The organism is Oscillochloris sp. ZM17-4 (assembly GCF_019599295.1).
Classification (GTDB): Bacteria; Chloroflexota; Chloroflexia; order Chloroflexales; family Chloroflexaceae; genus Oscillochloris.
This window is the reverse complement of record NZ_JAIEWN010000046.1, coordinates 1-23,963: the sequence shown is the minus strand read 5'-3', so window position 1 is coordinate 23,963 and position 23,963 is coordinate 1. Positions and strand designations below refer to the sequence as shown.

18 protein-coding genes are annotated in these 23,963 nt (G+C 65.3%); 7 read left to right on the top strand and 11 right to left on the bottom strand.

Annotated elements, in window-relative coordinates:
- The first annotated feature begins 364 nt into the window (after positions 1-364).
- The 3 genes from K2Z83_RS23180 (at position 365) to K2Z83_RS23170 (ending at position 3,885) form a co-directional block, all read left to right on the top strand.
- Entirely contained in the window at positions 365-2,800 is a 2,436-nt protein-coding gene (locus K2Z83_RS23180) for an ATP-binding protein (protein ID WP_220597551.1), read from the top strand.
- Positions 2,793-3,215 carry a response regulator gene (locus K2Z83_RS23175; protein WP_220597550.1) on the top strand — a complete coding sequence of 141 codons (423 nt, stop codon included), beginning with the start codon at positions 2,793-2,795 and terminating at the stop codon, positions 3,213-3,215. Before K2Z83_RS23180 ends, K2Z83_RS23175 begins: the two co-directional genes overlap by 8 nt.
- A gap of 394 nt (positions 3,216-3,609) precedes the next feature.
- Complete coding sequence (locus tag K2Z83_RS23170; protein WP_220597549.1) at positions 3,610-3,885, top strand: hypothetical protein; 276 nt, start codon at positions 3,610-3,612, stop codon at positions 3,883-3,885.
- A 79-nt stretch (positions 3,886-3,964) separates the two neighbouring features.
- Here K2Z83_RS23170 and K2Z83_RS29365 read toward each other — a convergent pair whose 3' ends face one another.
- On the bottom strand, positions 3,965-4,099 hold the full coding sequence (locus K2Z83_RS29365) for a hypothetical protein (protein WP_255604435.1): 135 nt from the start codon (positions 4,097-4,099) through the stop codon (positions 3,965-3,967).
- Between the two features lie 526 nt (positions 4,100-4,625).
- Between K2Z83_RS29365 and K2Z83_RS23165 the strand changes: the two genes are divergently transcribed.
- From K2Z83_RS23165 to K2Z83_RS23155, 3 genes are all read left to right on the top strand, one after another.
- Positions 4,626-5,045 carry a response regulator gene (locus K2Z83_RS23165; RefSeq protein ID WP_220597548.1) on the top strand — a complete coding sequence of 140 codons (420 nt, stop codon included), beginning with the start codon at positions 4,626-4,628 and terminating at the stop codon, positions 5,043-5,045.
- Positions 5,046-5,122: 77 nt separating this feature from the next.
- Positions 5,123-10,405 (top strand): AAA family ATPase, encoded by a 5,283-nt coding sequence (locus K2Z83_RS23160; protein WP_220597547.1) that lies wholly within the window; start codon positions 5,123-5,125, stop codon positions 10,403-10,405.
- Positions 10,406-10,476: 71 nt separating this feature from the next.
- Entirely contained in the window at positions 10,477-12,243 is a 1,767-nt protein-coding gene (locus K2Z83_RS23155; RefSeq protein ID WP_220597546.1) for a response regulator, read from the top strand.
- Here the strand turns inward: K2Z83_RS23155 and K2Z83_RS29360 are convergent.
- Positions 12,240-12,368: a hypothetical protein gene (locus K2Z83_RS29360; protein WP_255604439.1), complete on the bottom strand. Its 129-nt coding sequence runs from the start codon at positions 12,366-12,368 to the stop codon at positions 12,240-12,242. The genes K2Z83_RS23155 and K2Z83_RS29360 overlap by 4 nt on opposite strands.
- Positions 12,369-12,603: 235 nt before the next feature.
- Here K2Z83_RS29360 and K2Z83_RS23150 point away from each other — a divergent pair, with 235 nt between their 5' ends.
- The gene (locus K2Z83_RS23150; protein ID WP_220597545.1) at positions 12,604-13,257 is read left to right on the top strand and encodes a recombinase family protein; all 654 of its coding nucleotides are present in this window, start codon (positions 12,604-12,606) and stop codon (positions 13,255-13,257) included.
- A gap of 329 nt (positions 13,258-13,586) precedes the next feature.
- Here the strand turns inward: K2Z83_RS23150 and K2Z83_RS23145 are convergent, their stop codons facing one another.
- The 9 genes from K2Z83_RS23145 to K2Z83_RS23105 all read right to left on the bottom strand — a co-directional run.
- Positions 13,587-14,639, bottom strand: coding sequence for a cold shock domain-containing protein (locus tag K2Z83_RS23145; protein ID WP_220597544.1), 1,053 nt, complete (start codon positions 14,637-14,639; stop codon positions 13,587-13,589).
- Positions 14,640-14,803: 164 nt separating this feature from the next.
- Complete coding sequence (locus K2Z83_RS23140; RefSeq protein ID WP_220597543.1) at positions 14,804-15,676, bottom strand: phage antirepressor N-terminal domain-containing protein; 873 nt, start codon at positions 15,674-15,676, stop codon at positions 14,804-14,806.
- A gap of 106 nt (positions 15,677-15,782) precedes the next feature.
- Positions 15,783-16,625: a hypothetical protein gene (locus tag K2Z83_RS23135; RefSeq protein WP_220597542.1), complete on the bottom strand. Its 843-nt coding sequence runs from the start codon at positions 16,623-16,625 to the stop codon at positions 15,783-15,785.
- A complete protein-coding gene (locus K2Z83_RS23130; RefSeq protein WP_220597541.1) occupies positions 16,615-17,376 on the bottom strand; it encodes a ParA family protein in 762 nt (253 codons plus the stop codon). Before K2Z83_RS23130 ends, K2Z83_RS23135 begins: the two co-directional genes overlap by 11 nt.
- A complete protein-coding gene (locus K2Z83_RS23125) occupies positions 17,373-17,600 on the bottom strand; it encodes a helix-turn-helix domain-containing protein (protein WP_220597540.1) in 228 nt (75 codons plus the stop codon). Before K2Z83_RS23125 ends, K2Z83_RS23130 begins: the two co-directional genes overlap by 4 nt.
- Positions 17,601-17,700: 100 nt before the next feature.
- Positions 17,701-19,032 (bottom strand): replicative DNA helicase, encoded by a 1,332-nt coding sequence (gene dnaB / locus K2Z83_RS23120; protein ID WP_220597539.1) that lies wholly within the window; start codon positions 19,030-19,032, stop codon positions 17,701-17,703.
- Positions 19,016-20,431 carry a hypothetical protein gene (locus K2Z83_RS23115; RefSeq protein ID WP_220597538.1) on the bottom strand — a complete coding sequence of 472 codons (1,416 nt, stop codon included), beginning with the start codon at positions 20,429-20,431 and terminating at the stop codon, positions 19,016-19,018. Before K2Z83_RS23115 ends, dnaB begins: the two co-directional genes overlap by 17 nt.
- Before the next feature lie 724 nt (positions 20,432-21,155).
- Positions 21,156-22,154: an ATP-binding protein gene (locus K2Z83_RS23110; protein WP_220597537.1), complete on the bottom strand. Its 999-nt coding sequence runs from the start codon at positions 22,152-22,154 to the stop codon at positions 21,156-21,158.
- Between the two features lie 176 nt (positions 22,155-22,330).
- The coding region (locus K2Z83_RS23105; RefSeq protein WP_220597536.1) for a GAF domain-containing protein at positions 22,331-23,963 on the bottom strand (1,633 nt) is incomplete at its 5' end.

The window sequence follows — 23,963 nt, the reverse complement described above, 5'->3', positions numbered from 1 at the left end:
AATCCTTTCACCACAGTACCGCAGAAGTCACGCGGTCGATGGTATCATTTCTCGCTGTGCTCAGAATGACACCATTGACCGTGGTGGGAAGACCCTTCGCTTCGCTCAGGGTGACATGGGGATGTGGCTTCCTGGGGGACAGCGTGACTTCTGCGGTATTGCCTTTCACCCCTCAGCCTGCGTAGCGGGCTTTGTACCAGTAGCCCGCGGCTTCAGCCGCCGGGCGGGTGCCGGGGGCCTGAAGGCCCCGGCTACGGTTACGAAGGCCGCTGAATCAGCCTGAGGGACGTTATTCTTTTATGAGCCCTTAGGGCGGCGCGGTGCGTACCCGTTTGCCTGGCAGCAGCGAGGCGTAGGTGCGGCGATGGCACACAGCATAACCGGTAAGGTGATGATCGGGGTCGGCGTCTTTCTCGCCTTCCTCACGCTGATCGCCGCCCAGGCGGTGTACGGGATCACGATCACATCTGAGGCGCTGAGCCATCTGACGCGCACGGTGCTGCCACAGGTCACCCTCGACGGGCAGTTCGAGCTACGCATGCTGCGTGCAACCGCTGACATCTCACGGGTGTTCTACGACCGCTCGCCCGATGAGCTGGCCATCGCCCAGGAGCAGGTCGCGCTCGCGCGACAGGCGATGGACGCCCTAGCGCAGATCGAGGATGGCGATGCCGACCCGCTGTTTGCCCAGCTGCGCGCGCGGCGGCTCGTGCTGCTGGGCAGGGCCGAGGCATTACTGGCCGAGGCCGCGCTACTGGTGGACGACCACGACGCGACGATCGCCGCCTCGCAGATCGATGCGCTGGAGCAGATGGAGGTCGATCTCGACGACCTGATCGCGCAGCACAGCATGCAGACCGCCCAGGCGATGAGTGCGGGCGCGCGGGAGGCTGAGGCGCCGGTGCGGGCGGCGCGCAACGCGGCCCCGATCGGATTCGGCGTTATCGGCCTGGTGGCGATCCTGGTGAGCTGGCTCTTCCACATCCAGATCGTGCGGCCGGTGCGCGCCCTGGCCGGCGTGGCCACCGCAATTGGCGCGGGCCAGCTCGATCAGGACATTGACACCAGCGGGGTCGATGAGGTCGGCCACCTCCAGCTCGCCCTGCGCCAGATGGTGATGAACCTTCGCGACCGCGAGCGGGCGCTGATGGAGCACACTGCCCAGATCATCGAGCATCAGCGCGTGGAGCTTGAGCTCACCAAAGAGCGGGATATCGCCGAGGCCGCGAGCCAGGCCAAGAGCTCCTTCCTCTCGGTGATCAGCCACGAGCTGCGCACTCCCCTCACCGCGATCATCGGCTACAGCCAGCTGATGGAGCACCTGGTGGCCGCCGACGACTACCGCAGCGTCGCGACGGATCTGCACCACATCTACGATGCGGGGCGGCATCTGCTCACGCTGATCAACGATGTGCTCGACCTCTCGCGGATCGAGGCGGGCCGGCTCCAGCTCTCCGCCGAGCGTGTCGATGTCCCCTACCTCATCCACAGCGTCGTCTCGACGGTCAAGCCGCTGATCGAGCAGAACGGGAGCACGCTCCAGATCAGCTGCCCCACGCACATGGCGATGATGTACACCGACCCGCTCAAGGTGCGCCAGGCGCTGCTGAACCTGCTCGGCAACGCCGCCAAGTTCACCGAGGCGGGGACGATCTGGCTTAGCGTGGCGCAGGAGCGGGACGGTGATGCCGACTGGGTCACATTTGTGGTCGCCGACACAGGGATCGGCATCGCCGCCGACCAGATGCCGAAGCTGTTCAAGCCGTTCTCGCAGATCGACGACTCGCTGAACCGAAGGTATAGCGGCACCGGGCTCGGGCTGGCCCTCAGCCAGCGGCTCTGCCATCTGCTCGGCGGCGACATCACGGTGGAGAGCATCTTTGGCGTGGGATCGACCTTCACCATGCGGCTGCCCGCCATCGCGCCCACCGAGCCCGCCGCGCAGCTGGAGCCTCTCGTCAGTCTGGCCGCCGCACCCGCCGTCGCAGAGGCTGCGCCCGAGGAGCCGGTGCCGATTGTCAGCGAGAACCTGGTGCTGGTGATCGACGGCGACCCGGCGGTGGGCAGCCTGATCGCGCGCGCGATCGGCCCCGAGCACGCTTGTGTCGTCCACGCCGCCAGCGGTGCCGGGGGCGTCGAGCTGGCCCGCGACGTGCTACCCGAGCTGATCTTGCTCAACCTGCTCATTCCCGACATGGACGCCTGGCACGTGCTGGCGACTCTGAAGGCCGACCCTGCGCTCGCCCCCATTCCGGTCGTGATGATCAGCATCGACAACCAGCGGCAGCGCGGGCTTACCCTTGGCGTGGCCGACTTCATCACCAACCCGTGCGATCAGGCCACGATCGCGGCGGCGCTGCGCTGGCTCCCCGCGCCCACGCCAACGTCCGGGTACATCCTGGTTGTCGAGGATGACTCCGCGACCGCCGACCTGTACCTGCGCGCGCTGGAGGGCGAGGGCTGGCGGGCCGTCGTCGCCGAGAGCGCGCGCGAGGCGCTCAGCGCGATCACCGTCCACCACCCCGCCGCGATCGTGATCGACCTGCTGATGCCTGACATGGACGGGGTACAGATGATCAGCACGCTGCGCACGCGCCCCGGCAGCATCGCATGCCCGATAATCATCATGGCAGCCAGCGATTTGAGCGGGGCGGAACGCGCCCAGCTCAAGCGCTCGGCTCGTCAGATCCTAACCAATGGCGCCCACACTCTCGATGATCTGCCCCGACAGATGCATAGCTACTTCGCGGCGCACATCGGCGCTTCTTTGAAGCATACGACGGAGATTCCCAATGACTAAGATTCTGATCGTCGAAGATGATAAGACAAACTGCGATATGCTCGAGCGGCTGCTCAGCATCCACGGGTACGAGGTCATCACCGCGCCCGACGGGGCTAAGGCGCTCTCGGCGGCCAGGGATCAGCAGCCCGATCTGATCATCATGGATATGGGGCTGCCCATCCTCAACGGCTGGCAGGCAACCTATCGTCTGAAGTCGTCCTCCGCAACCTGCCATATCCCGGTGATCGCCCTCACCGCCTATGCGCTCACCGAGGATCGGACGCGCTGCCTCGCGGTCGGCTGCGACGACTATGACACCAAGCCGATCGATCTGCCCCGGCTGCTCGGGAAGATTAAGACGCACCTGGATCGTGCGACCGCCGTCGGCTTTGTTGTGTCGATGCCCACGGGCGGCTCTGACGACGATAGCTAAAGAGAGGGCCAGAGAGGGCTTCACCCTCACGCAAACTCACCACAGTTGATACAGACATAGCATAGACCTCGCCGAGACGCGCGCGTACTATGAGTATGGCACCTTGTCTGCGTCCGAGGTGATGCCCGCCACACGCAGGCGACCATCTCCGTCACAGCCATGCGGTTCCGCCGCCGCAATCCCTGAAAGGGACGCTATGCTCAGCCTAGTCCGCAGACCCACGAGCGATGAGGCGTCGCACCCAACCATCAGCAGTGCTACCGCTGCCCGGTCGATCTCGGCCGGGCAGCGCCAACACGTCTCCCGGCTGCTCGGCAAGCTGGGCTACGAGGTCGGAGCAACACTCGTAATCATCACCGACATGAGCGGCGCCCCCATAAGCTCATGGAGCCGGATGAACGAGATCGACACTGATGGCGTGGCGACGCTTAGCGCCGCGAGCCTGATCGCACGCCTCGCCCTAAGCGGCCTGCTCGGATCGGCCTCATCGAACGTGGGCATCGTCCAAGAGCACGATACCCATAGCCTGTTCCTCTTCCACATCGCCACAGACATGGCCATGGTCGTGGTCGTCGAGGGGCCGGCGCAGCTGGGCTGGGTGCGAGTCGCCGCGCGACGGGTTGGCCAGATGGTGGTCGGCCTGCTCGCGGCAAATAACCTCCAAAGCTAACCATTGAGCATCGAGAAGCGCGGCCCCGGTGTGATCATCGACGTTGCCTTGGGCCTGCCGACTACCGGCCATCGCGAGATCATGGCCGGCTCGCCGCCGACAGCTCTGGCCACGTCCACATATACCAGAGGTATAGCCGCGCGGCAAGCTCCTGGTTGCTGAGCCCCTCGTCGACAAAGATGCGGACATAGCCCTCAGGCTCGGCGCGGGCCATGGCGCGATCATGCGCGTCTATGGCCGAAACCGGATCGCCTGCAGCCTAGAGAGTCAGCGCCTGCATAATCAAGATCTCGATCGCGCTGCCGACGGCCCCCGGCATCCGCCGCCCCGAGCAGCCGGACGAGCAGCGCCAGCGCATCCTGGAGATGTCCGTCGGCGCGCTCCTGGCCGGCGCATCGCCCTGCTCGTGCGCGACCAGAGCCAGCCCCAGATGCAGGTGCGGGGCGGCGCACCTGAGCGCCTCCCTGGTGGTACGCTACGGGCCGTAGAAGTTCTTCATCACGGCGCGCGTCATCGTCCAACCCTCTCTCGTAAGTGATACCCATTTCTACATCACAAATGACACACAAAAGCACTATACGTGGCTCGTGCTCGCTGCTACACTGTGGAAAGAGTTGATGTATTTGCACTCAGGCAAGGCTTCAGATTGCAGATTGCAGATGTGGTGTCGTAGAACGCCATGCACGGCATCAAACTGTAAAGTAACCTGAAACCTTGTCTCATCTCAAAAAGGGGCCTCTATGGCCTGTGAACCTACGACAGCCGCAGTGATCGTCGTCGAAGATAACCCGGACAACCTCTTCATTGTTATGGACCTGCTCAACGCGGAGCTGAACGTGCGCTACGCCAACAGCCGCGCCTCTGGCTACCAGCTCTTCAAGCTGATCGCCAGCCAGCCCACGCTGGAGGTCGACCTGATCCTGCTGGATATACAGATCCCCTATGAGGACGGCTACACGGTGCTCAAGCAGATCCGAAGCCACCCGCGGCTTCAGGAGACAAAAGTCGTCGCGATCACCGCCAACGTGCTCCCCGACGATATCCAGCGCGCGCACGACTCTGGGTTCGACGGCTTCATCGGCAAGCCGCTCAACGCCGATCGTTTTCCCGCGCAGATCGAGCGCATCCTGCGCGATGAGCCGGTATGGGAGCCGCGCTAGGGCCCGCCCATCGGTATGGTAGAGTTCAGGGCCCGCCCGCAGACTATCCGTACGCGCACCAGCAGGAGCACGCATCTATGCATCACATCAGCGGCTACCGCCTCATTGAGCAGGTTGCGGAACACACCCACTGCGCTATCTACCGCGCCCACAGCGACCGCGACAACCGCCCGGTCATTCTCAAGCTCCTCGCCGACCCTCGCCCCTCGCCGGAGGATCTGGACCGCTTTCAGCGCGAGTACGCGATTCTGCGCGCCCTCGACGTCCCGGAGGTCATTCGCTGCTACCGCATGGAGCTGGTCGACCGCCGGCCGATGCTGGTGCTGGAGGACTTTGGCGGGACGGCGCTGAGCCAGCTCGGCCTGGCCGGGCGGCTCCACATCGAGCAGTTCCTCGATATCGCCATCGCCATCGCCGCCAGCATCGGCCAGGTCCACCAGGCTGCGGTCATCCACAAGGATATCAACCCGGCCAACATCGTCTACAACCCGGCCACAGGCGAGCTCAAGCTGATCGACTTCAGCCTGGCCACCCGCCTGCGCCGCGAGGAGGTTGGCTTCCAGAGCCCGGCCACCCTGGAGGGCACCCTGGCCTACCTCTCGCCCGAGCAGAGCGGGCGTATGAACCGGCCAGTGGACTACCGCACCGACCTCTACTCGCTGGGGGTGACGCTCTACGAGCTCGCCACCGGCCGGCGCCCGTTTCGCAGCGAGGACCCCCTCGAGCTGGTCCACGCCCACCTGGCGCGCCAGCCCCAGCCGCCGCAGCAGCTGAACCCGCAGCTCCCGCCCGCCGTCGCGGCAGTCATCATGAAGCTGCTCGCCAAGAGCGCGGATGATCGCTACCAGTCGGCCCAGGGCCTCCGCGCCGACCTCGCCTACTGCCGCGAGCACCTGGGTATGCCCGAGGATCTGGCCGGCTTTGTGCCGGGCCTGCACGACCGCGCCGAGCGATTCCAGATCCCGCAGGCGCTCTACGGCCGCGATGCCGATGTCACGCAGCTGGTGGCGGCCTTCGCGCGGGCCGCCGACGGCGGCCGTGAGCTGCTGCTGGTGTCCGGGCCGCCCGGCATCGGGAAGACGGTGCTGGTCCACGAGATCCACCGGTCGGTGACCGCGCGGCGCGGCTTCTTTGTGGGCGGCAAGTTCGATCAGCTCCAGCGCACCGTGCCCTACCGGGCCTGGGCGCAGGTGTTCACCGACCTGATCGCCCATCTGCTGACCGAGAGCGCGGAGCGCCTGGCCGCCTGGCAGGCCACGATCCAGGCGGCCCTGGGCGACAGCGCGAGCGTGCTCATCGCGCTCATCCCCAACCTGGAGCTGGTACTCGGCCCCCAGCCTGATGCCCCGCCCCTGGAGGGTAAGGAGGCCCAGAGCCGCCTCGAGTTCCTCCTGCGCGGCTTCGTCCGCGCCCTCGCGCGGCCGGAGCACCCGCTGGCAATCTTCCTCGACGACCTCCAGTGGGCCGACGCGGCCTCGCTGAGCCTGCTCCAGCTCCTGCTGAGTGAGGCGGACACCGGCTCGCTGCTGCTGATCGGGGCCTACCGCGACGCCGAGGTCGGCCCGGCGCACCCGCTGATGATGACTATCGCCGATATCCGCCAGGCTGGGGCAACCATCACCAGCCTGGAACTGCAGCCGCTCAGCCGGGATGAGGCCAACCAGCTGATCGCCGATACGCTGGCCTGCCCCACCGATCTGGCGCAGCCTTTTACCAACCTGCTCTACCAGAAGACCCAGGGCAACCCCTTCTTCACCACCCAGCTTCTGCAGGTGCTCCACGTGGAGCACCTGATCACCTTCGATACGGCGGCCGGCCGCTGGGAGACCGACCTGGCGCAGGTGCGGGCCTTCGCCCTCACCGACGATGCGGTGGCCTTTCTGGCCCAGCAGCTGCAGAAGCTCCCGCCGGAGACCCAGGCGCTGCTGGCGCTAGCGGCCTGCATCGGTGGCCAGTTCGACCTGGCGACGCTGGCCCTGGCGGCGGGGCGCCCGGCGGACGCGGTCGGCGCTGACTTTTGGCACGCGCTGCAGATGGGGCTGGTACTGCCCACCAGCGAGCGATACCAATTCCGCTCCGTGACTAGCGCGGAGGTGGCGCAACAGGGCACGGCGCAGGCCGGGCCGACCTACCACTTCCTGCACGACCAGGTACAGCAGGCGGCATACTCGCTGCTCGCGGAGAGCGATCGCCAGGCCACCCACCTGCGCATCGGGCGGCTGCTGCTGGAGCACACCCCGGAGGCGATGCGCGAGGCACGGCTCTTCGACATCGTGTACCAGCTCAACCAGGGCCGCGCGCTGCTGACTGAGCAGTCCGAGCGCGATGCGCTCGCCCGGCTCAACCTGCGGGCCGGGCAGAAGGCCCGTGCGGCGGCGGCCTTCCCGGTGGCGCGAGCCTTCTTCACCACTGGACTTAACCTGCTGGACGCAGATGGCTGGCGGCACGACTACGAGCTGACACTGCGGCTGACCGAGGCCGCGGCCGAGGCCGCCTACCTCTGCGGCGACTTTGCCACAATGGAGCAGCTGGGGGCGGTGGTGCTCGCCGAAGCGCACTCGGTCCTCGACCAGATCAAAGTGTACGAGGTCATGCTCCAGACCATGCTGGCGCAGAACCAGCTCGTGGAGTGCGTCCAGCTGGGGCTGCGCGTGCTGCGCCAGCTGGGGGTAGATCTCCCGGATGAGCCTGGCCCGGCCGACATCGGCGCGGCGCTGATGGGGGCGCAGGCGGCCTGGCAGGCGCAGGGGATCACAACCCTGGGCGATCTGCCGCCGATGAGCGACCCCACCCAGCTCGCTGCCATGCGCATCTGCTCGAACGTGCTCCCGGCGTCCTTCATCTGCTCGCCCGCGCTCTACGTGGTTCTCACCTTCACCGAGGTGAGCCTCTCGATCCAGTATGGGAACACCGCGATCTCAAGCCACAGCTACGCCTGCTGCGCCCACCTGCTCTGCGGTGTGTTCGGCGACATCGAGACCGGGCATCAGTTTGGTCAGCTCGCGGTGGATCTGCAGCGCCGGCTGCAGGCGAAAGAGTTCGAGTGCAAGGTCGAGTCAATCGTCTACGCCTTCGTCAACCACTGGAAGGCGCCGATCCGCGACTCGCTGCTGCCGATCCGCACGGCCCACTTTAGCGGGCTGGAGACCGGCGACTACCAGTTCGCCGGCTACGCGGCGGTGATGTATTCGGGGTTCATCTATGTGCTCGGCATCGAGAAGGACCTCGCCCAGCTGCGCGCCGAGACGGTCGCGCTGAACGAGACGATCTACCGAACCCGGCAGATGACCTCATTCCAGTACAGCCAGATGCTGCGCCAGGCGATGCACGACCTGATCGAGGGGCGGGCCGCGACGACCAACCTCCAGGGCGACTACTATGACGAGCATGCCATGCTGCCCCAGCACATTGCGGCGAATGACCGCATGGGCCTGTTTGTCCTGCACAGCCACAAGCAGCTGCTGAACTACCACTTCGGCGCATACGCGCAGGCGGTGGAGGACTCCGCCCAGGCCGAGCAGTATCTGGATGCCGTGGCCGGCTTCCCCTACGTGCCGCTCTTCGTCGTCTACGACTCGCTGGCCCGCATCGCGGCCTACCGCGTCGGCCACGGCGACGCGGAGGAGGTTCAGGCGCAGGTCGAGGCCAACCAGGCGAAGGTGGCGGGCTGGGCCCAGCACGCGCCCATGAACTGGCAGCACGCATGGGAGCTGGTCGAGGCCGAGCGCCAGCGCGTCTTCGGCCAGGCCTGGGAGGCCATGGAAGCCTATGACCGGGCCATCGCCGGCGCGCGCACCCACGGCTTTCTGCGCGAGGCGGCCCTGGCCAACGAGCTGGCCGCAGGCTTCTACCAGGAGCGCGGCAAGGAGCAGTTGGCCCAGGCGCATATGCAGGCGGCCCACGCCGGCTACCTGCGCTGGGGGGCAGACGCCAAGGCGGCACAGCTGGAGCAGCGCCACGCCCACTGGCTGGCTCCAGACGGCGCGGGGCACCGGGCCGGGCCGTACACGACCAGCCACACCGTCAGTAGCACGACCTCGGGCGCGCCGCTCGACCTGGGCAGCGTGATCAAGGCCTCGCAGGCGATCGCTGGTGAGATTGCGCTGCCGCGCCTGCTCGACCGCATGATCCGCATCGTGATCGAGAACGCCGGAGCCCAGCGCGGGGCGCTGCTGCTTGCGCGCGGCGACGGCTGGGGGGTGGCCGCCTACGGTGAGGTGGACGCGCCCGACATCATCATCCTCCCTGAGGGCGAGCCGCCGGACAGCGCGGGGGTGTCGCCCGGCCTGGTACACTATGTGGCCCGCACCCGCGAGCGCGTGGTGCTGAACGACGCCGCGCATACGGGAGCCTTCACCGGCGACCCGGTCATCCAGCAGCGCCAGGCGAAGTCTGTCCTCTGCGCCCCGCTGCTCAACCAGGGCCAGGTGAGCGGCATCCTCTACCTGGAGAACAACCTGGCGGCGGGCGCGTTTACCGCGGATCGGGTCGAGCTGCTCACGATGCTGTCGGCGCAGATGGCGATGTCGCTCGACAACGCCCACAGCTACGCGCGCCTGGAGGCCAAGGTCGTCGAGCGCACCCGCGATCTGGCCAAGGCCAAGGAGGTCGCCGAGCGGGCCAACGACCTCAAGACCAAGTTCCTGGCGAACATGAGCCACGAGCTGCGCACGCCGCTCAACGCCATCCTCAACTTCACCCGCTTCCTCTCGAAGGAGCGCTACGGCACGCTCAGCGAGCGCCAGGTGGAGCTGCAGCAGCGCGTGCTGGTCAACGCCGAGCACCTGCTGGGCCTGATCAACGACATCCTCGACCTCTCGAAGATCGAGGCCGGCAAGATCGACCTGCACCGCGATGAGGTCGCCGTGCTGCCGCTGCTGCACGGCGTCATGGCGACCGCGATCGGGCTGACCAAGGACAAGGAGCTGCGCCTGGACCTGATCGCGCCGGAGGCGCTGCCGACGGTGCGCATCGACAAGACGCGCATCCGCCAGGTGCTGCTCAACCTGCTATCCAACGCCGCCAAGTTCACGCAGCAGGGCGGGATCACCGTCCGGGCCAGCAGCGACGGCCAGATGCTGCAGGTCGATGTGCAGGACACGGGCGCGGGCATCGCGCCCGAGCACCAGACGCTGGTCTTCGAGGAGTTCCGCCAGATCCAGGACGACAGCCAGCCCGAGCAGCAGGGCACCGGGCTGGGGCTGCCGATCAGCAAGCGCCTGGTCGAGATGCACGGTGGGCACCTCTGGCTTGAAAGCACGCCGGGCGTTGGCTCGACCTTCTCCTTCACGCTGCCCCTGGCGGGCCTGCCGGACAGCGATCCGCCCGCGCCGCACCCGACGCCCCCCCAGGTCGCCTGACGCGGTGGATGCTCGGCGGGGCCGCAGGCCCCGCCGAGCATCCACCGCGTCGCAATACGTAAAGGTACCCTATGCCGCCGGTGAAGGGCAATCTGCTTGTCGCTGACGACAATCGCGACGATCTCCGCCTGCTCGTCGAGATCTTAACCGAGTGCGGACATGAGGTGCGGCAAACGCCCGACGGCACGGCGGCTCTGGCCACAGCCCGCGCCTCCCCCCCTGACCTGATACTGCTCGATGTCCAGATGCCACAGCTGGATGGCTACGCGACATGCCGTCAGCTGAAAGCGGACGAGCGGACGAGCGATATCCCAGTCCTCTTTATCAGCGCGGGCAACGAGATCTTCGATAAAGTACACGCCTTCAACGCGGGGGGCGTGGATTACATCAGCAAGCCGTTTCAGCCAGAGGAGGTGGTCGCCAGAGTCGAGGTCCAGCTGCACATCCACTTCATGCAACAGCGCCTCGAACGGCAGAACACCCTGCTCCAGCAAGAGATTGCGGAGCGCGTGAGGGTCGAGTCTGAGCTCCAGCACCACCAGGATCACCTGGAAGCACAGGTGGACGCACGTACCGCAGAGCTCCAGCGGGCCAACCTCCAGCTTCAGCAAGAGATTGCCGAGCGCACGCGGGCCGAGGCAGCGGTGCAGGCGCACGCCGAGGAGCTGAGCCGCACCAACGCCAAGCTCACCCGGGCGCTGCGGCTCAAGGACGAGTTCCTGGCCATGATGAGCCACGAGCTGCGCACCCCGCTCACCGCCGTGCTGGGCATCTCTGAGGGGCTCCAGGAGAATCTGTACGGCCCCATCAGCGCGCAGCAGCAGCAGGCATTGGCGCAGGTCCTCCAGAGCGGGCGGCACCTGCTCGGCATTCTATCGGACATCCTCGACCTGACCCGCATTGATGCGGGCGTCACACCGCTAATTACAGAGCCCGTCTCCATCATGCACCTCTGTCAGACGGCGCTGCAGCTGGTCGCCGAGCCCGCCCGGAAGAAGAATCTGCGGCTGATGCAGTCTGTGGCGTTCGGGGTGGTGGGGGTGCGGGCGGACGAGCGGCGTCTGACCCAGATCCTGGTCAACCTGCTGGACAACGCGGTGAAGTTTACGCCAGCGAAGGGGACGGTGGAGCTGGATGTCGAAGCAGACGCCGACCAGGAGTGCATCAGGTTTATCGTGAGGGACACCGGGATCGGGATCGCCGCAGAGGACATGGAGCGGCTGTTCCATCCCTTCACCCAGGTGGACGGGCGGCTGTCACGCGCGTACGAAGGGATCGGGCTTGGGCTCACCCTGGTCCAACGCCTCACCGCGCTACACGGGGGCAGTGTGCAGGTCACGAGCTCCCCTGGCGCGGGAAGCCGCTTCACCGTCACGCTCCCCTGGTCTGAGGACGACAACGATAGGCCTCGTGCGCCGACAGCAGCCAGGCCGAAGGCGCACGAGGCATGGGCGACACCCCCGCGCGTGCTGGTGGTCGAGGACCACGAGCCGACCCTGGAGCTGTACATCGCACAGCTCGCTCACCTGGGCTGCACGGTCATCATTGCTCGCACGGGGGCCGAGGCGCTGGCGCTGATCCGGGCACAGCGCCCCACCATCGTGCTGCTCGATATCCAGATCCCTGATCTGGACGGAATGGGCGTGATCCGGCAGGTGCGAGCGGATGCCTCCGTCGCCGCCACGCCGATCATCGCGGTGACGGCGCTCGCGATGTCGGGCGACCGTGAGCGTCTACTGGCGGCGGGAGCAACCCGCTACCTGGCCAAGCCGGTCAGCAATCAGACGTTGATGCGCGAGATCTCTGAGGTGCTTGCCAGCGTCCATGGAGAGCCCTAAAACGTCGGGGGCAGGCCACCAACGACGGAATGTGCTCCCCAATCCTCATGGATCACCTGCACGCGGACTTGGGGCAGCAGGTGTGCGCCTTCAGGCGTCCACTGCATCTGCTGCTGCTTGAGCATGCGGACGCCCCTCGAAGATATGTGCTGGTCACCCACCAGGCGTGAGCGATGTGCAGAAAAACGACCGTTTCTCTGGTATTATTGCTGACACGCGGGAACACCCGCCTGTGGAGCCTATCGCCCCACAGGCGCATACCATAAAACTGGTCTATCATATCTACGTACCAGCCGAAGGTAGCGCAGATGGGTTTCGTGTGATCCATGCCCGCCGGCGGCATACGGAGGAGGCCAGGCCATGCGGATCGGCTATGCCCGCGTTTCAACATCCGACCAGAACCTGCATCTCCAACATGATGCGCTCCATGCCGCAGGGTGCGAGCGCCTATTTAGCGACACGGTGAGTGGCGCCCGCGTGGATCGACCGGGGCTGACCGCAGCGCTGAGCGCATGTCGGTCGGGCGATACGCTCGTGGTATGGAAGCTCGACCGGCTGGGTCGCTCACTCCCACACCTCGTGGAGATTGTGCAGGATCTCTACGCGCGCGGCGTGGGATTCACGAGCTTGCAGGAGCAGATGGATACGACGACCTCTGGCGGGAAGCTGATCTTTCACATCTTCGCGTCACTGGCCGCGTTTGAGCGCGATCTGATCAGGGAGCGAACCAACGCAGGGTTGGCGGCGGCACGGGCCAGAGGCAGGCACGGCGGGCGTCCGAAAGGCGTCGACCAGAAGAAGCAGAAAGCGGCGCTGGCGCTGAAGAAGGATGCTGGATACAGCATCCGCGAGATCTGTGAGATCGTCGGGATCTCGCGCAATACGTACTACAAGTACACACGTGCGGATGCGGCGACGCCCCCCCAAGCACGGCGTGTGCCAGGGTCAGGCGAGCCTACCTCCGCAGCGGAATCAGCGGAGAACGGTATCGCGGAGGGACGCAATGATGGATGATGCAACGCCCACCACTTCGCCTACTAGTGAGACCTCTGCTGACGCCCCGATGATGCGCCGCATCTGCTGCGTCGCGGCTCCCCGTCAACGCACGCCATCGCTTGCCGATCAGATGCGCGCCGCCGCAGTGTGGGCGCAGCTTTTCCAGGAAGCCAGGGCCGCACGGGAGCAGGATCAGCAAGCGCCTGACGATACACCATGCGGGTAGCGATGACCTTGACCGATTAAACCTGCCTAGCAAAGGCCCGGTCGGGTGAACCCTACGCACAAGGAGGGGCGGCTCGTGAGCCGCCCCTCCTTGTGCGTAGAGGGTACCGTACGCCCTACGCCTACGATTGCGGCGGCGGCTCGGCGGGCGGAGCGGGCCGCTTGGCGCGCTGCATGAGCTTCGTCCCGATCTTTGTGGTGTAGACCGCGATCACCTGCTGCTCGGCGTCCCAGACCTGTGTCCCTTCAATGATCAAGCTGTCCTCCGGATCCTTGATAGGCTCGGCCACCCCGCGCCACTGCTTGGCTGCCACATACACGACGTAGCTTGTTGTCGGCACCTCCGCCGGGGTGGGGACGCCTTTAGGCAGCGATGGCAGCGGGCCACGGTGGGTGAGCATAAGAATCACCGTGTTGCCACGCTCGACTATAGACTCTGGCCGGCCAATAACCGTTACTTTCACTGTTGTCGCCCTTCCTTGTCCTACTCGTGCCTCATCGATCAGTGGCCCGCGCATTTCCCACGTGATGGGCTGCGGCGCAGGCTGCGGCTGCTGTGGCTGCTCTGTCTGTTCCTTGGCGGGCCGTGTGCGCCGCACCTTCCATGGCTTCTTCGGGAAGAGATTTGCCCGATCTTCAGGGGTGAGCCGATCTCTGGCTAGAGCGAAGAACACACCGCCAGGTGTCCGGCGGCGAGACTTATTAGGGAGGAGCATGCCGCCCTGCGCCTCAAGCTGCTCCGTCTCATCGAGGACCGTCCACGCCACATCCGGGCCGAGGTGTTTAACTAGCCGGCGGATCAGGTTGATCGGCTCCGACTCGCGCTCGCCGAGGCGCCTGGCGATGGTGAGCACGATATCTTGCATTGGGCTGGCGGGCGGCGTGGTTGGTGCCGATGGCATCTCAGTTGAGCCCTCGTGGAGCACCCGCACCTGATCAGCATAGCGGCCGCGTCTCCCCTTCCTGATACGCACGTGGACGCGCTGTCCTGGCTCCAGCCGCTCACGCCCCTCCTCAAGGTTAGAGACGTGGACGAAGACCGAGCCGAAGCCGGGGGCGCGAATGAATCCGTGGGTGCGGTGAAACACCACGACATCACCCGTCGTCTCGCCGAGAATCTGGTCTGTGTTCGTGTCGGGTTGCCCCAGCGGGTGTTCTATCGGTGAATCAGTCATCGTGCCCTCTTTATAGTGGCTCAAGTTATCAAGACACATTCGTGCACCGGTCACGACGTTGCGGTGGGCAGGTCATGCGGGCCGCCGGATGCGCCTGGTGTCACGGGCGGCGGGCGCCGCTCCGCGCCTCGCGCAGCCTGCGGCCTACCCGCGCCTCGAGTCGCTCATCTCCCATCGCCGCCCCCCATCTCAAGGCCGGCCTGCTCAACCGCCTCCAGATCGCGCCCCGTCACGGCGCGGTACTGGTCCTTAATATAGCCCACAATCTCATCATAACGGGCTGCCGGCAGATCCGTGTAGGTGCCGACGTTGAATGCCTCGTTGAGCTCTGACCAGCTCTTGCGGATCGCAACGCCGGGCGCGAGGCTCTTCCCATGCTCGGCGCGGGCCGTCCCCCAGCGCTGCACCATGTGATAGATTGTCCCCCGCTGGGACGGGCTGAGCGTTGATTCGAGCCGCTGCTCTAGCGCCCGCATCCGATCACGGAGATCGCTGAGGATCGTGCGCAGATCGCGGTAGGCGCCACGTGCGCGATCCTGGCTCTGCTCAATGACATCCTGGCGGCGCGTCAGCTCAGTGATCTGGGTAAACGCCCTATCGATGCGATCCAGCTCGCCGAGATCTTCGATGTCGCTACTTGAGGTGGCAGGTAGTCCCGTGAGCTCTGCGAAGGCGCGCTGGACCGCCGTGACGAGGTAGGCCTTCACGTAGGAGAATCGCTCCTGGGCCTTTTCCGTAACGCGGCGCCGCTGCACGCTCAGCAGCCAGACAGAGACATCCTCTAGCAGCAAGAAGTCGATGGCGCGGAACTGCCCGCCGCTGAGCACCCGAAACTGCACCAGAAGGAGCGACTCATCAAGGACGATGCGCCGGCGCTGCGGGTTCACCGCGAGGCCCAGCGCGTCACAGAGGTCGCGCAGGCTCAGGTAGATGCGTGCGTCGTCGGCGCGGACGGCGAGTACAACGCTCTCAAACAGCGTGATGGGTAGCTGCTCCCGCGGGCTTGGGGGCGGGGGATGTGGCTTCGGCACGGACATGCGGGCTCCTCATATCATGGAGTGCTGAGCGGTGCATGCTGTACACCGCGCGGTACTCTAAGGTACCGCGCGGTGTACAGCATGCACCGCTCAGTACCTATACTCGCTACAGCACGCGATCCTCAAGCTCATGAAGCGCCAGCTTCATCCGCTCGATCAGCGAGCGGCCCTCCTGGGAGCCGGCGAGGCTTGGGGCCAGATCCCAAAGGCCCTCAATGGCGCGCGTCGTCTCGCGCAGCACCTCAAGCGCCAAATCTGCTGCTGATAGATCCGCTGCGTCATCTGCCCTGAGACGCGCAGCAGCCTCGCCCGTATCGGCTGTCTCCGATTGACGCTCAGCCCCGCGGCTCGCAAAATCCGCAAATTGCGGATTTTGGGGCGGGGCAAAATCCGCAATTTGCGGATTTTGCCCCGCCCCCTTACCCCTGCGCGATCCGCGTGATCGTGCGATCGCACCACGCACATCCTCGACGCTCGGGGCCGCCGCCTGGCCGAGCACGTCGGCGACAACATCAGGTGGCGTGGAGGGTCGGGCGAGCAGCGCGGCGGCCGACTGACCCAACCAGTTGCGCGTAACCGCGTCAGCGAACTGCGGGTTCTGCATCGCCATACTATGGATGTTCAGCAACCGCTCAGCGCTGTCCGCGCTCGTCACGGTGGCATCGAGAAAGATCTGCCACTCGCCATGTACGGCGGTGTTGCGCGCCTCGGTCAACCAACGTGCGGCATCCAACAGCGCCTCGCCACTTCGACGACGGGCACCCACATACCGGCGTGCGATGTCCTGGAGCGGCACGCTCAGCTCACCTATCGATCCTTGGAAATCTGGCTCTGCCGCTGTGACAACGGTCGAGACCTGAAAGGGCACGCCCTTCTGGATAGGCTTTGCCGGAGGCTCAGGCTCGCCGCCAGCGAGGATCCCCTTGAGGCGACTCTTATTACTGCTCATAGCGGGCGACAACCTCCTGCGCCAGATCGCGGTAGGCCCGCGCCCCGCTGCTATCGCCAGCGTAGATGCTAATCGGCTGGCCTGTGGCGGGCGCCTCCACGAGCTTCACATTGAAGGGGACGGTTGTCTGGAAGACAAGATCGCCATACTGCTGGCGAATCGTATCTTCGACCACCATATTGACGCTGGTTCGACGGTCAACCATCGTCACCACGATGCCGCCGATGGAGAGCATCGGGTTGAGCTGGCGCACAATGCTGATCGTCTCCTCGAGCTGCGGCATTGCCTTGAGGGCGAAGACGTGGGCCTGGAGCGGCACCAGCACCGCATCGGCAGCAGTGAGCGCGTTGACGGTGAAGACCCCGAGCGACGGCGGGCTGTCAATCAGGATGTAGTCGTACTCCTTGCGGGCCTCGGCGAGCGCTGTGCGGAGCAACAGCTCGCGCCCAAAACGTCCAGCCAGCGTCAGCTCGGCACCAGCCAGCGTCAGAGTCGCAGGGACAAGGTCAACACCGTAGCTCGTGGGTATCGTGGCGAATTCCGGCCCGTAGGTAGGGTTGAGCAGCACCTCATAGACGGAGTGCTCGATCTGGGTCGGGTCATGTCCAACCGCCTGGGTGAGGTTACTCTGCGGGTCGATGTCAATCAGCAGCACGCGCCGCCCCATACGCCCGAGCTCCACGCCGAGCGAGAGCGTAGTCGTCGTCTTCCCAGTACCACCCTTCTGGATCGCAACGGCAAGCACGGTCATTGGCGATTCCTCTCCATAGCGGCGGCATCGGACCGGCGCCCCTTGCGCGGCGGGTCGTGTGTGCGAGCGACGATCAGGCAATTCAGGCTCTCCTCGGTGATCACCCAAGGGGCGGTGGGGTAGTCGCCGATCTGCTGTGCGACGAGCTGCCCGGCAACCACAAAGCGACGCACTTGGCGCTGTGTGACTCCGAGGCGCTCGGCGGCCTGACGTGTGGTGAGCATAGGCCACTCTATCTTAGATGCTTGTCCGATGTGGGACATTATATGAGAAGGCGAACGAACGTGCAAGCACAAGCGGTACGAAGACATCATCACATCCTGCTCAGCGTACGGACGATATCTGGCGGCTGCTCAGGCTACGAAACTGGGTGGTCGCACGATCAAAGCGCAGCGTTGCCATCCCCGTCTCTCCGTTGCGATGCTTCGCCACGTGGATCTCGGCCATACCGGGATACTCCGTCTGGCGGTTATACAGCTCGTCCCGGTAGATGAACCAGACCTGTGAGGCATCCTGCTCAATGCTACCCGAGCCCCGCAGGTCGGAGAGCATGGGGATGTGCTCCGCGCGCCCCTCTACCGCTCGCGAGAGCTGCGAGAGCGCCAGCACCGGCGTGCGCAGCTCGCGGGCGAGGCTGGTCAGCCCCTGCGAGACCGCCGTGATCCGCCGCACCTCATCGTCGCGCTCGCTCGGCCCCTGGGCCAGCTGGAGGTAGTCAACAATCCAGAGGTCTATCCGCCGCTCGCTGGACAGGCGCCGCGCCCGATCACGGATGGCCATGACGTTCAGCGAAGGCGTGTGGTCAATATGGATCGGTAGCTCAGACACCCGCGCCAGCGCGTTGATCGCCGTCTGGTCGCCACGCCGCAGCAGCCGCAGCGCATGCGGCGTGGCGAGCCCCAGCTCCATCGCCACGAGCCGCTGCGCCAGAAGCTCACGATCCATCTCCATTGAAAAGATGCCGACCCGGTGCCCGCGTAGGGCCACATAGCGGGCGATACAGAGCGCCATTGCGGTCTTACCCACCCCAGGGCGGGCCGCAAGCACCACCAGCTCGCCCGGCTTCATCCCCTGGCTGATGATGTCCAGATCTGGGTAACCCGTGCCCAGCCCGAGCAGATCGCCTTCGTCAGCGGTATCCTGGATCGTATCAAAGTACTCGCTGACAATCTGGGAGAGCGCGACAAAGTCCTGGCCGATCTGGCGCTTTGCAGCCAGCTGGTAGATATGCTGAGCCGCCGCGTCTAAGCGATCCTCGATCGGGCGGCTGTCGTCGTAGCCCAGGCCCGCGATCTGCCCGGCGGCCTCGATCAGCGCTCGACCGACGGCGGTGCGCTCGATGATGCGGGCGTAGTACTCGATATGCACCGCCGTCGGAACCTCCGCCGCAAGCTCGCCAATCGCGGACATGCCGCCCACGAGCTCAAGCTGCTCCTGCCGCCGCAGCTCGGCGGCGACTGTCGTGAGATCGGGGGGCTCACGCCGCTGGTAGCAAGTCAGCATGGCCTGAAAGATCTGGGCGTGCCGCTCCAGGTAAAAGTGCGCCGGGGTTAGGAACGAGGCGACAACGACAATGGCATCACGCTCCAGGAGGATGGCCCCTAGTGTCGCACGCTCGGCGGCGAGATCGAAGGGCGGGCTAGGCGGTATTGACATGCGATTCCTCTTCGGGGTGCTGCGCATGGAAGCGGGCGAGGATGGCCGGACGATCTGCGAGGTCGGCGCTGCGGAAGATGGCCAGCCAGCGCTGGCGGTCATAGCCAGAGATGCCTGAGTGGAAGAGGATCGCCCGCTCGGAGACTTTCGGGGGAGGGGGCATGATCTCCTCGGCGGCGGGGAGCGCACGAAGCGCACTGACGACCCACGCGGCGAGGTCGCGCACGCCCTGCTGTGCGCGCGCCTTGGCAATCACGTTGTGGATGTGATCACCTGGTCGGTTCGCAAATGTGGCGGCGACGTCGGCGCGTACGCCGATGGCGCGCAGCAGACGTACGCTCTCGTTCTGCGGCGGCGGCTGATCGGGCCGGGGCTCTGATGTACGTATTTCTCCACCACCACCATCTACGGCTGTTGCTGCACGCGTGTCTGGCTGGGTGGTGGTGGTTAGGTTAGCTCCGTCTGATTCTGTAGATCCATGTGATCTCGCGGGCGGCTCGATGGGAGGTGTTTTGACGCATTCTAGTCGGCTATTCTCGATCTCATCACTACAGGACATGCCGATCATGTCCCCGATCATGTCCCCGATCATGTCCCCGGACAGGTGACCGATCTCCCCCTCGAACATGCTCCCCCCGTCGGGCGCGAAAAAAAGTGCTTGGCCCCTTGGAGGTGCCGGGGTGCGCAATGTGAAGCCTGCGTGCTGCCAGCCAGCGGGGGTGAGGCCGCTGGCGGCATCGGTCGCCGCGCGTTGGGATGCGGCAGCAAGGATGGTGGCGTCATCGGGGAGCGGGAGTGGCCGTCCCGTCGCATCGCACAGGCCGAGGGTGGCAAGTGTGGTGCTGCGGATGGGAATGCCCGCAAGGGCCAGGGCATAGGTCCCGATGGTGCGGAGGCTGATGAGCGGGGCGGCGACATAGCGCTCGATCACGGCTGGGTGGTCTGGGTGGGGGCGCAGGCGTCCCATACAGACATCGAGCAGGCGGTCGTCAAGGCGGACGGCGGCGATGTGACGAGGCCGCCCCCAGCCCGGCACCGTACGATCCCATGGGCGCGGGGCGGCGTCCACTTTCCCCCAGCTGGGCAGATAGCTGGTTTTACGACCGGAGCTGTCGGTGACAACTGCGTAGCCGGTGTCGACGAGGCGGTCGAGCGCGCGCCGCGCCGCGCCGTAGCTGAGGGCGGGGTCGTAGAGCTGAAGATCGCCCGGCGAGAGCGGGGTTGGCGCGGCGCTGATCTGGTAGCGGCGCGCCAGCAGCGCATACGCGCCAAGGGCGACGGGTGCGTTGCGCAGATCTTCCATCAGGCGGCGCGGCAGCGGAACATAGGTCGCCGGCGAGTCGGCGGCGACGCGAGATTCTCGCTGAGGTGTTTGTGGCGTGTAGGCTGCTACAGACATGCTCGTCGCTCCTGGCGTTGCCTATTTATGGCAACACAACATTAGGCTCCCCGGTCAAGGTATTGACAAGGAGATCGTTCGGATGCTACTATGGCAACAGAATTCTCTCTCTATCTCTATTGCCATTGCCATTGCCATTGCCTTACAGATGTGAGAGGTTCCACGAGTGCTCGAATGGTTGGGAATCCGAGACGGGCGCTCGTAGTCTGGTCTTCCTTCCTTGTCCTTTTTGGCTGGGCCGTGCAGTTGACGCTGCGCGGCCCAGCCTTTTTCTTATCAAGGTGGATCGGGCGGATGGGGCATTTGCGGAGGGTGAGACCCTTCCGCTACATCACCCTTTAGCGCATAATTTTATCAGAACAGATGGCGCAACTCAATACTTTTTCGCGCCATATTCGCGACAGTTTCGGGCGCATGCAATGTCGCAAAAGGCATTTCGCGACATTGACGCCTCATCTGGGAGACGTAGTCGATACGCTATTCTCTGCGTCTGGATGCGCAAAAGCTCTGAATCGGCGAAAAGCGTTTCGCGACATCTGGCCCTTTCGCGACATTCTGTGAAATACGTGCCAGCCCGTAAGCGTTTTAGCTCATTGTAAAGGGCTAAAACGCCATCGATCACGAGCCGGTCTGCTCGCTGCGGCGCGGTTTTGCGACATGACCAGCCCCGTGGCGTATGGGGGCTCGGGGCCGAGAATAGCCCGTCCTGATGCGATTTTTTTACCTACGCGTTGTTCGGGTCGCGCGTGACGCGATAGCGCCGACTCCGCGTATGTCCCTCTGCGATGATCATGCCAGCCTCTAGGAGGCCGCGGAGGTCGCGCTGGATGGTGCGCGGTGTCTCCTCGAGGGCTTCGGCCAAGGACTGCACTGTCTGCGTGGCGGGGTTGGCGAGGAGGCTAAGGATGCTCTTCTGCCGCTCGCTCATCTTGATCGGAGTGATCACGCGATGTTCCCCAGGGAGGTCTTTCCCCCAGACGCAGACGCTGAACTGCTCGGGCCTGCTTGTCACAACAGGCGTGCGGGGCGCATCGCGCATGGCCTCAGCCACCGAGTCGTAGCCGAGCCCGAATGCCTCTAGCCGCTCAGAGAGGTAGAGCAGCTGGGCCAGGTAGTGGTTGCGCAGCTGGTGCTCGTTGAGGAGCGTCTCGAACGATATGGTCTTGCGCCGGCCCGGAAACCCTCCGGGGCTGATCCACTCGATCCGGTCGGGGAAGATCTGGATGCGAATGCGCGAGCCGGTGATGCCCCAGTCGCGGTGCAGCACCGCATTTGCCGTAAGCTCGCGGAGTACGACCAGCGGGTAGGCGTCGAGCTCGGCCCTGCGGGTGCCGCGCAGGGTGATCCGGTGCTCGGTGCGCGCCCAGAGCAGCTCGGCCGCCTGGTCGATCAGGCTCACCACATCGCCGCGCACCTGTCGCGAGAGCAGCATCTTCGTCGAGTTCGGCAGCGGGCTGGCGAACTGAATCACGTCGATGCCGGCATGGGGTAGCCAGAGGTTAGGGTCGCGGGCGAAGGTCAGGATGCCGAGCACGGTGGGGATGAGCTGCTCGCCCACCTCGACGAGGCAGTGGTGCTGTAGCAGGTAGGTGCGCGGGTCGGTCGAGTCCTTGTAGGCGCGACGCCGCACGGCCGTGGTGATATGTTCGCGCACCAGATTCTCGTTCAGGTCGCTGAACGTGGCATCGGTGACGGGCTGAAGCTCAACGGTCGCTCGGTTCATGGCTCGGTGTCCTAACAGACAGGGTACGGCTGCCTGCTGCCATGATACGACACGGTTAACTATCGCGCGTGGGACGGCAGCGGGGCGATCACGCTGCACATCGACCACGGCAGCGATGGCACGATTGATGCGACGCTGGTGCTGGTCAGCCAGGCTCAAAAGAAGTATCTGCCGCGCTACGTGCCTAGCGCACGCTCATCGTATCGGTGTACGAACGGCATAGACTGCGGGAAGTGTGCGGTGAAGGTCGATCCGACGCCGAACTCGCTCGTCACGTCGATCATGCCGCCGATCCGCTGGCAGAGCCGCTGGCTGAGCGCCAGGCCGAGCCCCGTGCCGCCGTGTCTGCGGGTTAGCGACTCATCGGCCTGCGTAAAATCCTGGAACAGCTTCTCGATCATCTCGGGCCTGATACCGATGCCGGTATCGATGATACTGATCGCGACCCACTCCCTGCCATCGCGTAGCTCGCGCTGCGCGCGCAGGGAGACCCGGCCATGCTCGGTGAACTTGGCGGCGTTGCTCAGCAGGTTGAGCACGATCTTTCGGATCTTTGTCATGTCCGAGTGTATCAGGCCGATCGTGTCCGGGAGCTGGATCTCAAAGGTGTTATGGTTCTTCTGGATCAGCGGGGCGGCCGTCGCCTGCACCTCGATCAGGAGCGCGCTGAGGTCGAAGGTCTCGGTGAAGATCTGCGTCTCACCAGACTCAATCTTCGACAGGTCGAGGATATCGTTGATGATCGCCAGCAGTTGCTGGCCGGCCGCGTTGATCTTGTCCAGATCCGCGATCATTTCGGGGTAGCCCCGCTGCCTCGCGTCGTAGCGCAGCAGCTCGCTGTAGCCGATGATCGCGGTCAGCGGCGTGCGCAGCTCGTGGCTCATGTTAGCCAAAAAGGTGCTCTTGGCCCGGTTCGCCGCCTCAGCGGCGTCTCTGGCCTCGCGCAGCTCCTGTGCGGTGCGCTCATGCTCCCCGAAGATGCGGGCGTTGCTGATCGCGTTGGCGAGCTGGCCCGTCGTAGTCTGGATCACGGCGAGGTCCTGCCCCAAAAAAGCGCCGTTGTGGCGGCTCTGAAGCGCCATGGCGCCAATAACGCGGCCGCGCGTGCTGAGCGGGATGACCATCTCGGAGTGGATGTCGGTCAGGACGGGGATATCAAAGCTGATCGCCTCCGCGCCGACATCGAGGGCGATGCGGTACTCGCCGTGGGCGATGCACCAGCCCACCAGCGACTCCCCGCCGATACTCAGGCGGTGGCCCGGGCGCAGCGGCGCATGGCCGGCCTCGCCGGCGCTGGACTGGAGGCTGGCCCAGCGACTCTCCGGGTCGGTGAGGAAGATCGCGACGTAGGCGAAGCCAAACCGCTCGTGGAAGAGATCGACGGCGGTCTGCAGCAGCTCGTCGAGGTCGAGGATAGATGTGGTCGCGCGGGCGATATCGGCGGTGCCGTCCAGGTGAATGGCGTAGCGGCTGGCCGCGCGCTGGATCGCTGATCGAATCTGCTCCTGCTCTTCGCGGGTGATGGCTGTGTGGGCCTCGATGAACCCGCAGATGATCTCACCCTGGTAACGATCGATCAGGTCGATCGCGGGGATGCGTAGGTGCTCGGGGGCGTCGCTGAGGAAGAAGTGGCGGGCCGTCTGGGCGAGCATGACGACGCTCCGCTCGCCGAGACCGGCCCGGCAGAGCCGCTGGCCGCGCGCGCGCGCCGCCGGCTCGTCGGGCCGGGCCACAAACGCGGCGAGCGCCTGGGCCTCCTCGTCTGCGACGCCGCCGAGCTGCGCGGGGGGCAGCTCGCGACGGTTATGG

Bases quoted from the DNA above. Each gene is read 5' to 3' on its own strand.
- K2Z83_RS23180 (WP_220597551.1), top strand. From the start codon at position 365: ATGGCACACAGCATAACCGGTAAGGTGATGATCGGGGTCGGCGTCTTT.
- K2Z83_RS29365 (WP_255604435.1), bottom strand. From the start codon at position 4,099: ATGGCCCGCGCCGAGCCTGAGGGCTATGTCCGCATCTTTGTCGACGAG.
- dnaB (WP_220597539.1), bottom strand. From the start codon at position 19,032: ATGTCAATACCGCCTAGCCCGCCCTTCGATCTCGCCGCCGAGCGTGCG.
- K2Z83_RS23165 (WP_220597548.1), top strand. From the start codon at position 4,626: ATGGCCTGTGAACCTACGACAGCCGCAGTGATCGTCGTCGAAGATAAC.
- K2Z83_RS23135 (WP_220597542.1), bottom strand. From the start codon at position 16,625: ATGAGCAGTAATAAGAGTCGCCTCAAGGGGATCCTCGCTGGCGGCGAG.
- K2Z83_RS23140 (WP_220597543.1), bottom strand. From the start codon at position 15,676: ATGTCCGTGCCGAAGCCACATCCCCCGCCCCCAAGCCCGCGGGAGCAG.
- K2Z83_RS23110 (WP_220597537.1), bottom strand. From the start codon at position 22,154: ATGAACCGAGCGACCGTTGAGCTTCAGCCCGTCACCGATGCCACGTTC.
- K2Z83_RS29360 (WP_255604439.1), bottom strand. From the start codon at position 12,368: ATGCTCAAGCAGCAGCAGATGCAGTGGACGCCTGAAGGCGCACACCTG.
- K2Z83_RS23130 (WP_220597541.1), bottom strand. From the start codon at position 17,376: ATGACCGTGCTTGCCGTTGCGATCCAGAAGGGTGGTACTGGGAAGACG.
- K2Z83_RS23170 (WP_220597549.1), top strand. From the start codon at position 3,610: ATGAACGAGATCGACACTGATGGCGTGGCGACGCTTAGCGCCGCGAGC.
- K2Z83_RS23125 (WP_220597540.1), bottom strand. From the start codon at position 17,600: ATGCTCACCACACGTCAGGCCGCCGAGCGCCTCGGAGTCACACAGCGC.
- K2Z83_RS23115 (WP_220597538.1), bottom strand. From the start codon at position 20,431: ATGTCTGTAGCAGCCTACACGCCACAAACACCTCAGCGAGAATCTCGC.
- K2Z83_RS23145 (WP_220597544.1), bottom strand. From the start codon at position 14,639: ATGACTGATTCACCGATAGAACACCCGCTGGGGCAACCCGACACGAAC.
- K2Z83_RS23175 (WP_220597550.1), top strand. From the start codon at position 2,793: ATGACTAAGATTCTGATCGTCGAAGATGATAAGACAAACTGCGATATG.
- K2Z83_RS23150 (WP_220597545.1), top strand. From the start codon at position 12,604: ATGCGGATCGGCTATGCCCGCGTTTCAACATCCGACCAGAACCTGCAT.
- K2Z83_RS23160 (WP_220597547.1), top strand. From the start codon at position 5,123: ATGCATCACATCAGCGGCTACCGCCTCATTGAGCAGGTTGCGGAACAC.
- K2Z83_RS23155 (WP_220597546.1), top strand. From the start codon at position 10,477: ATGCCGCCGGTGAAGGGCAATCTGCTTGTCGCTGACGACAATCGCGAC.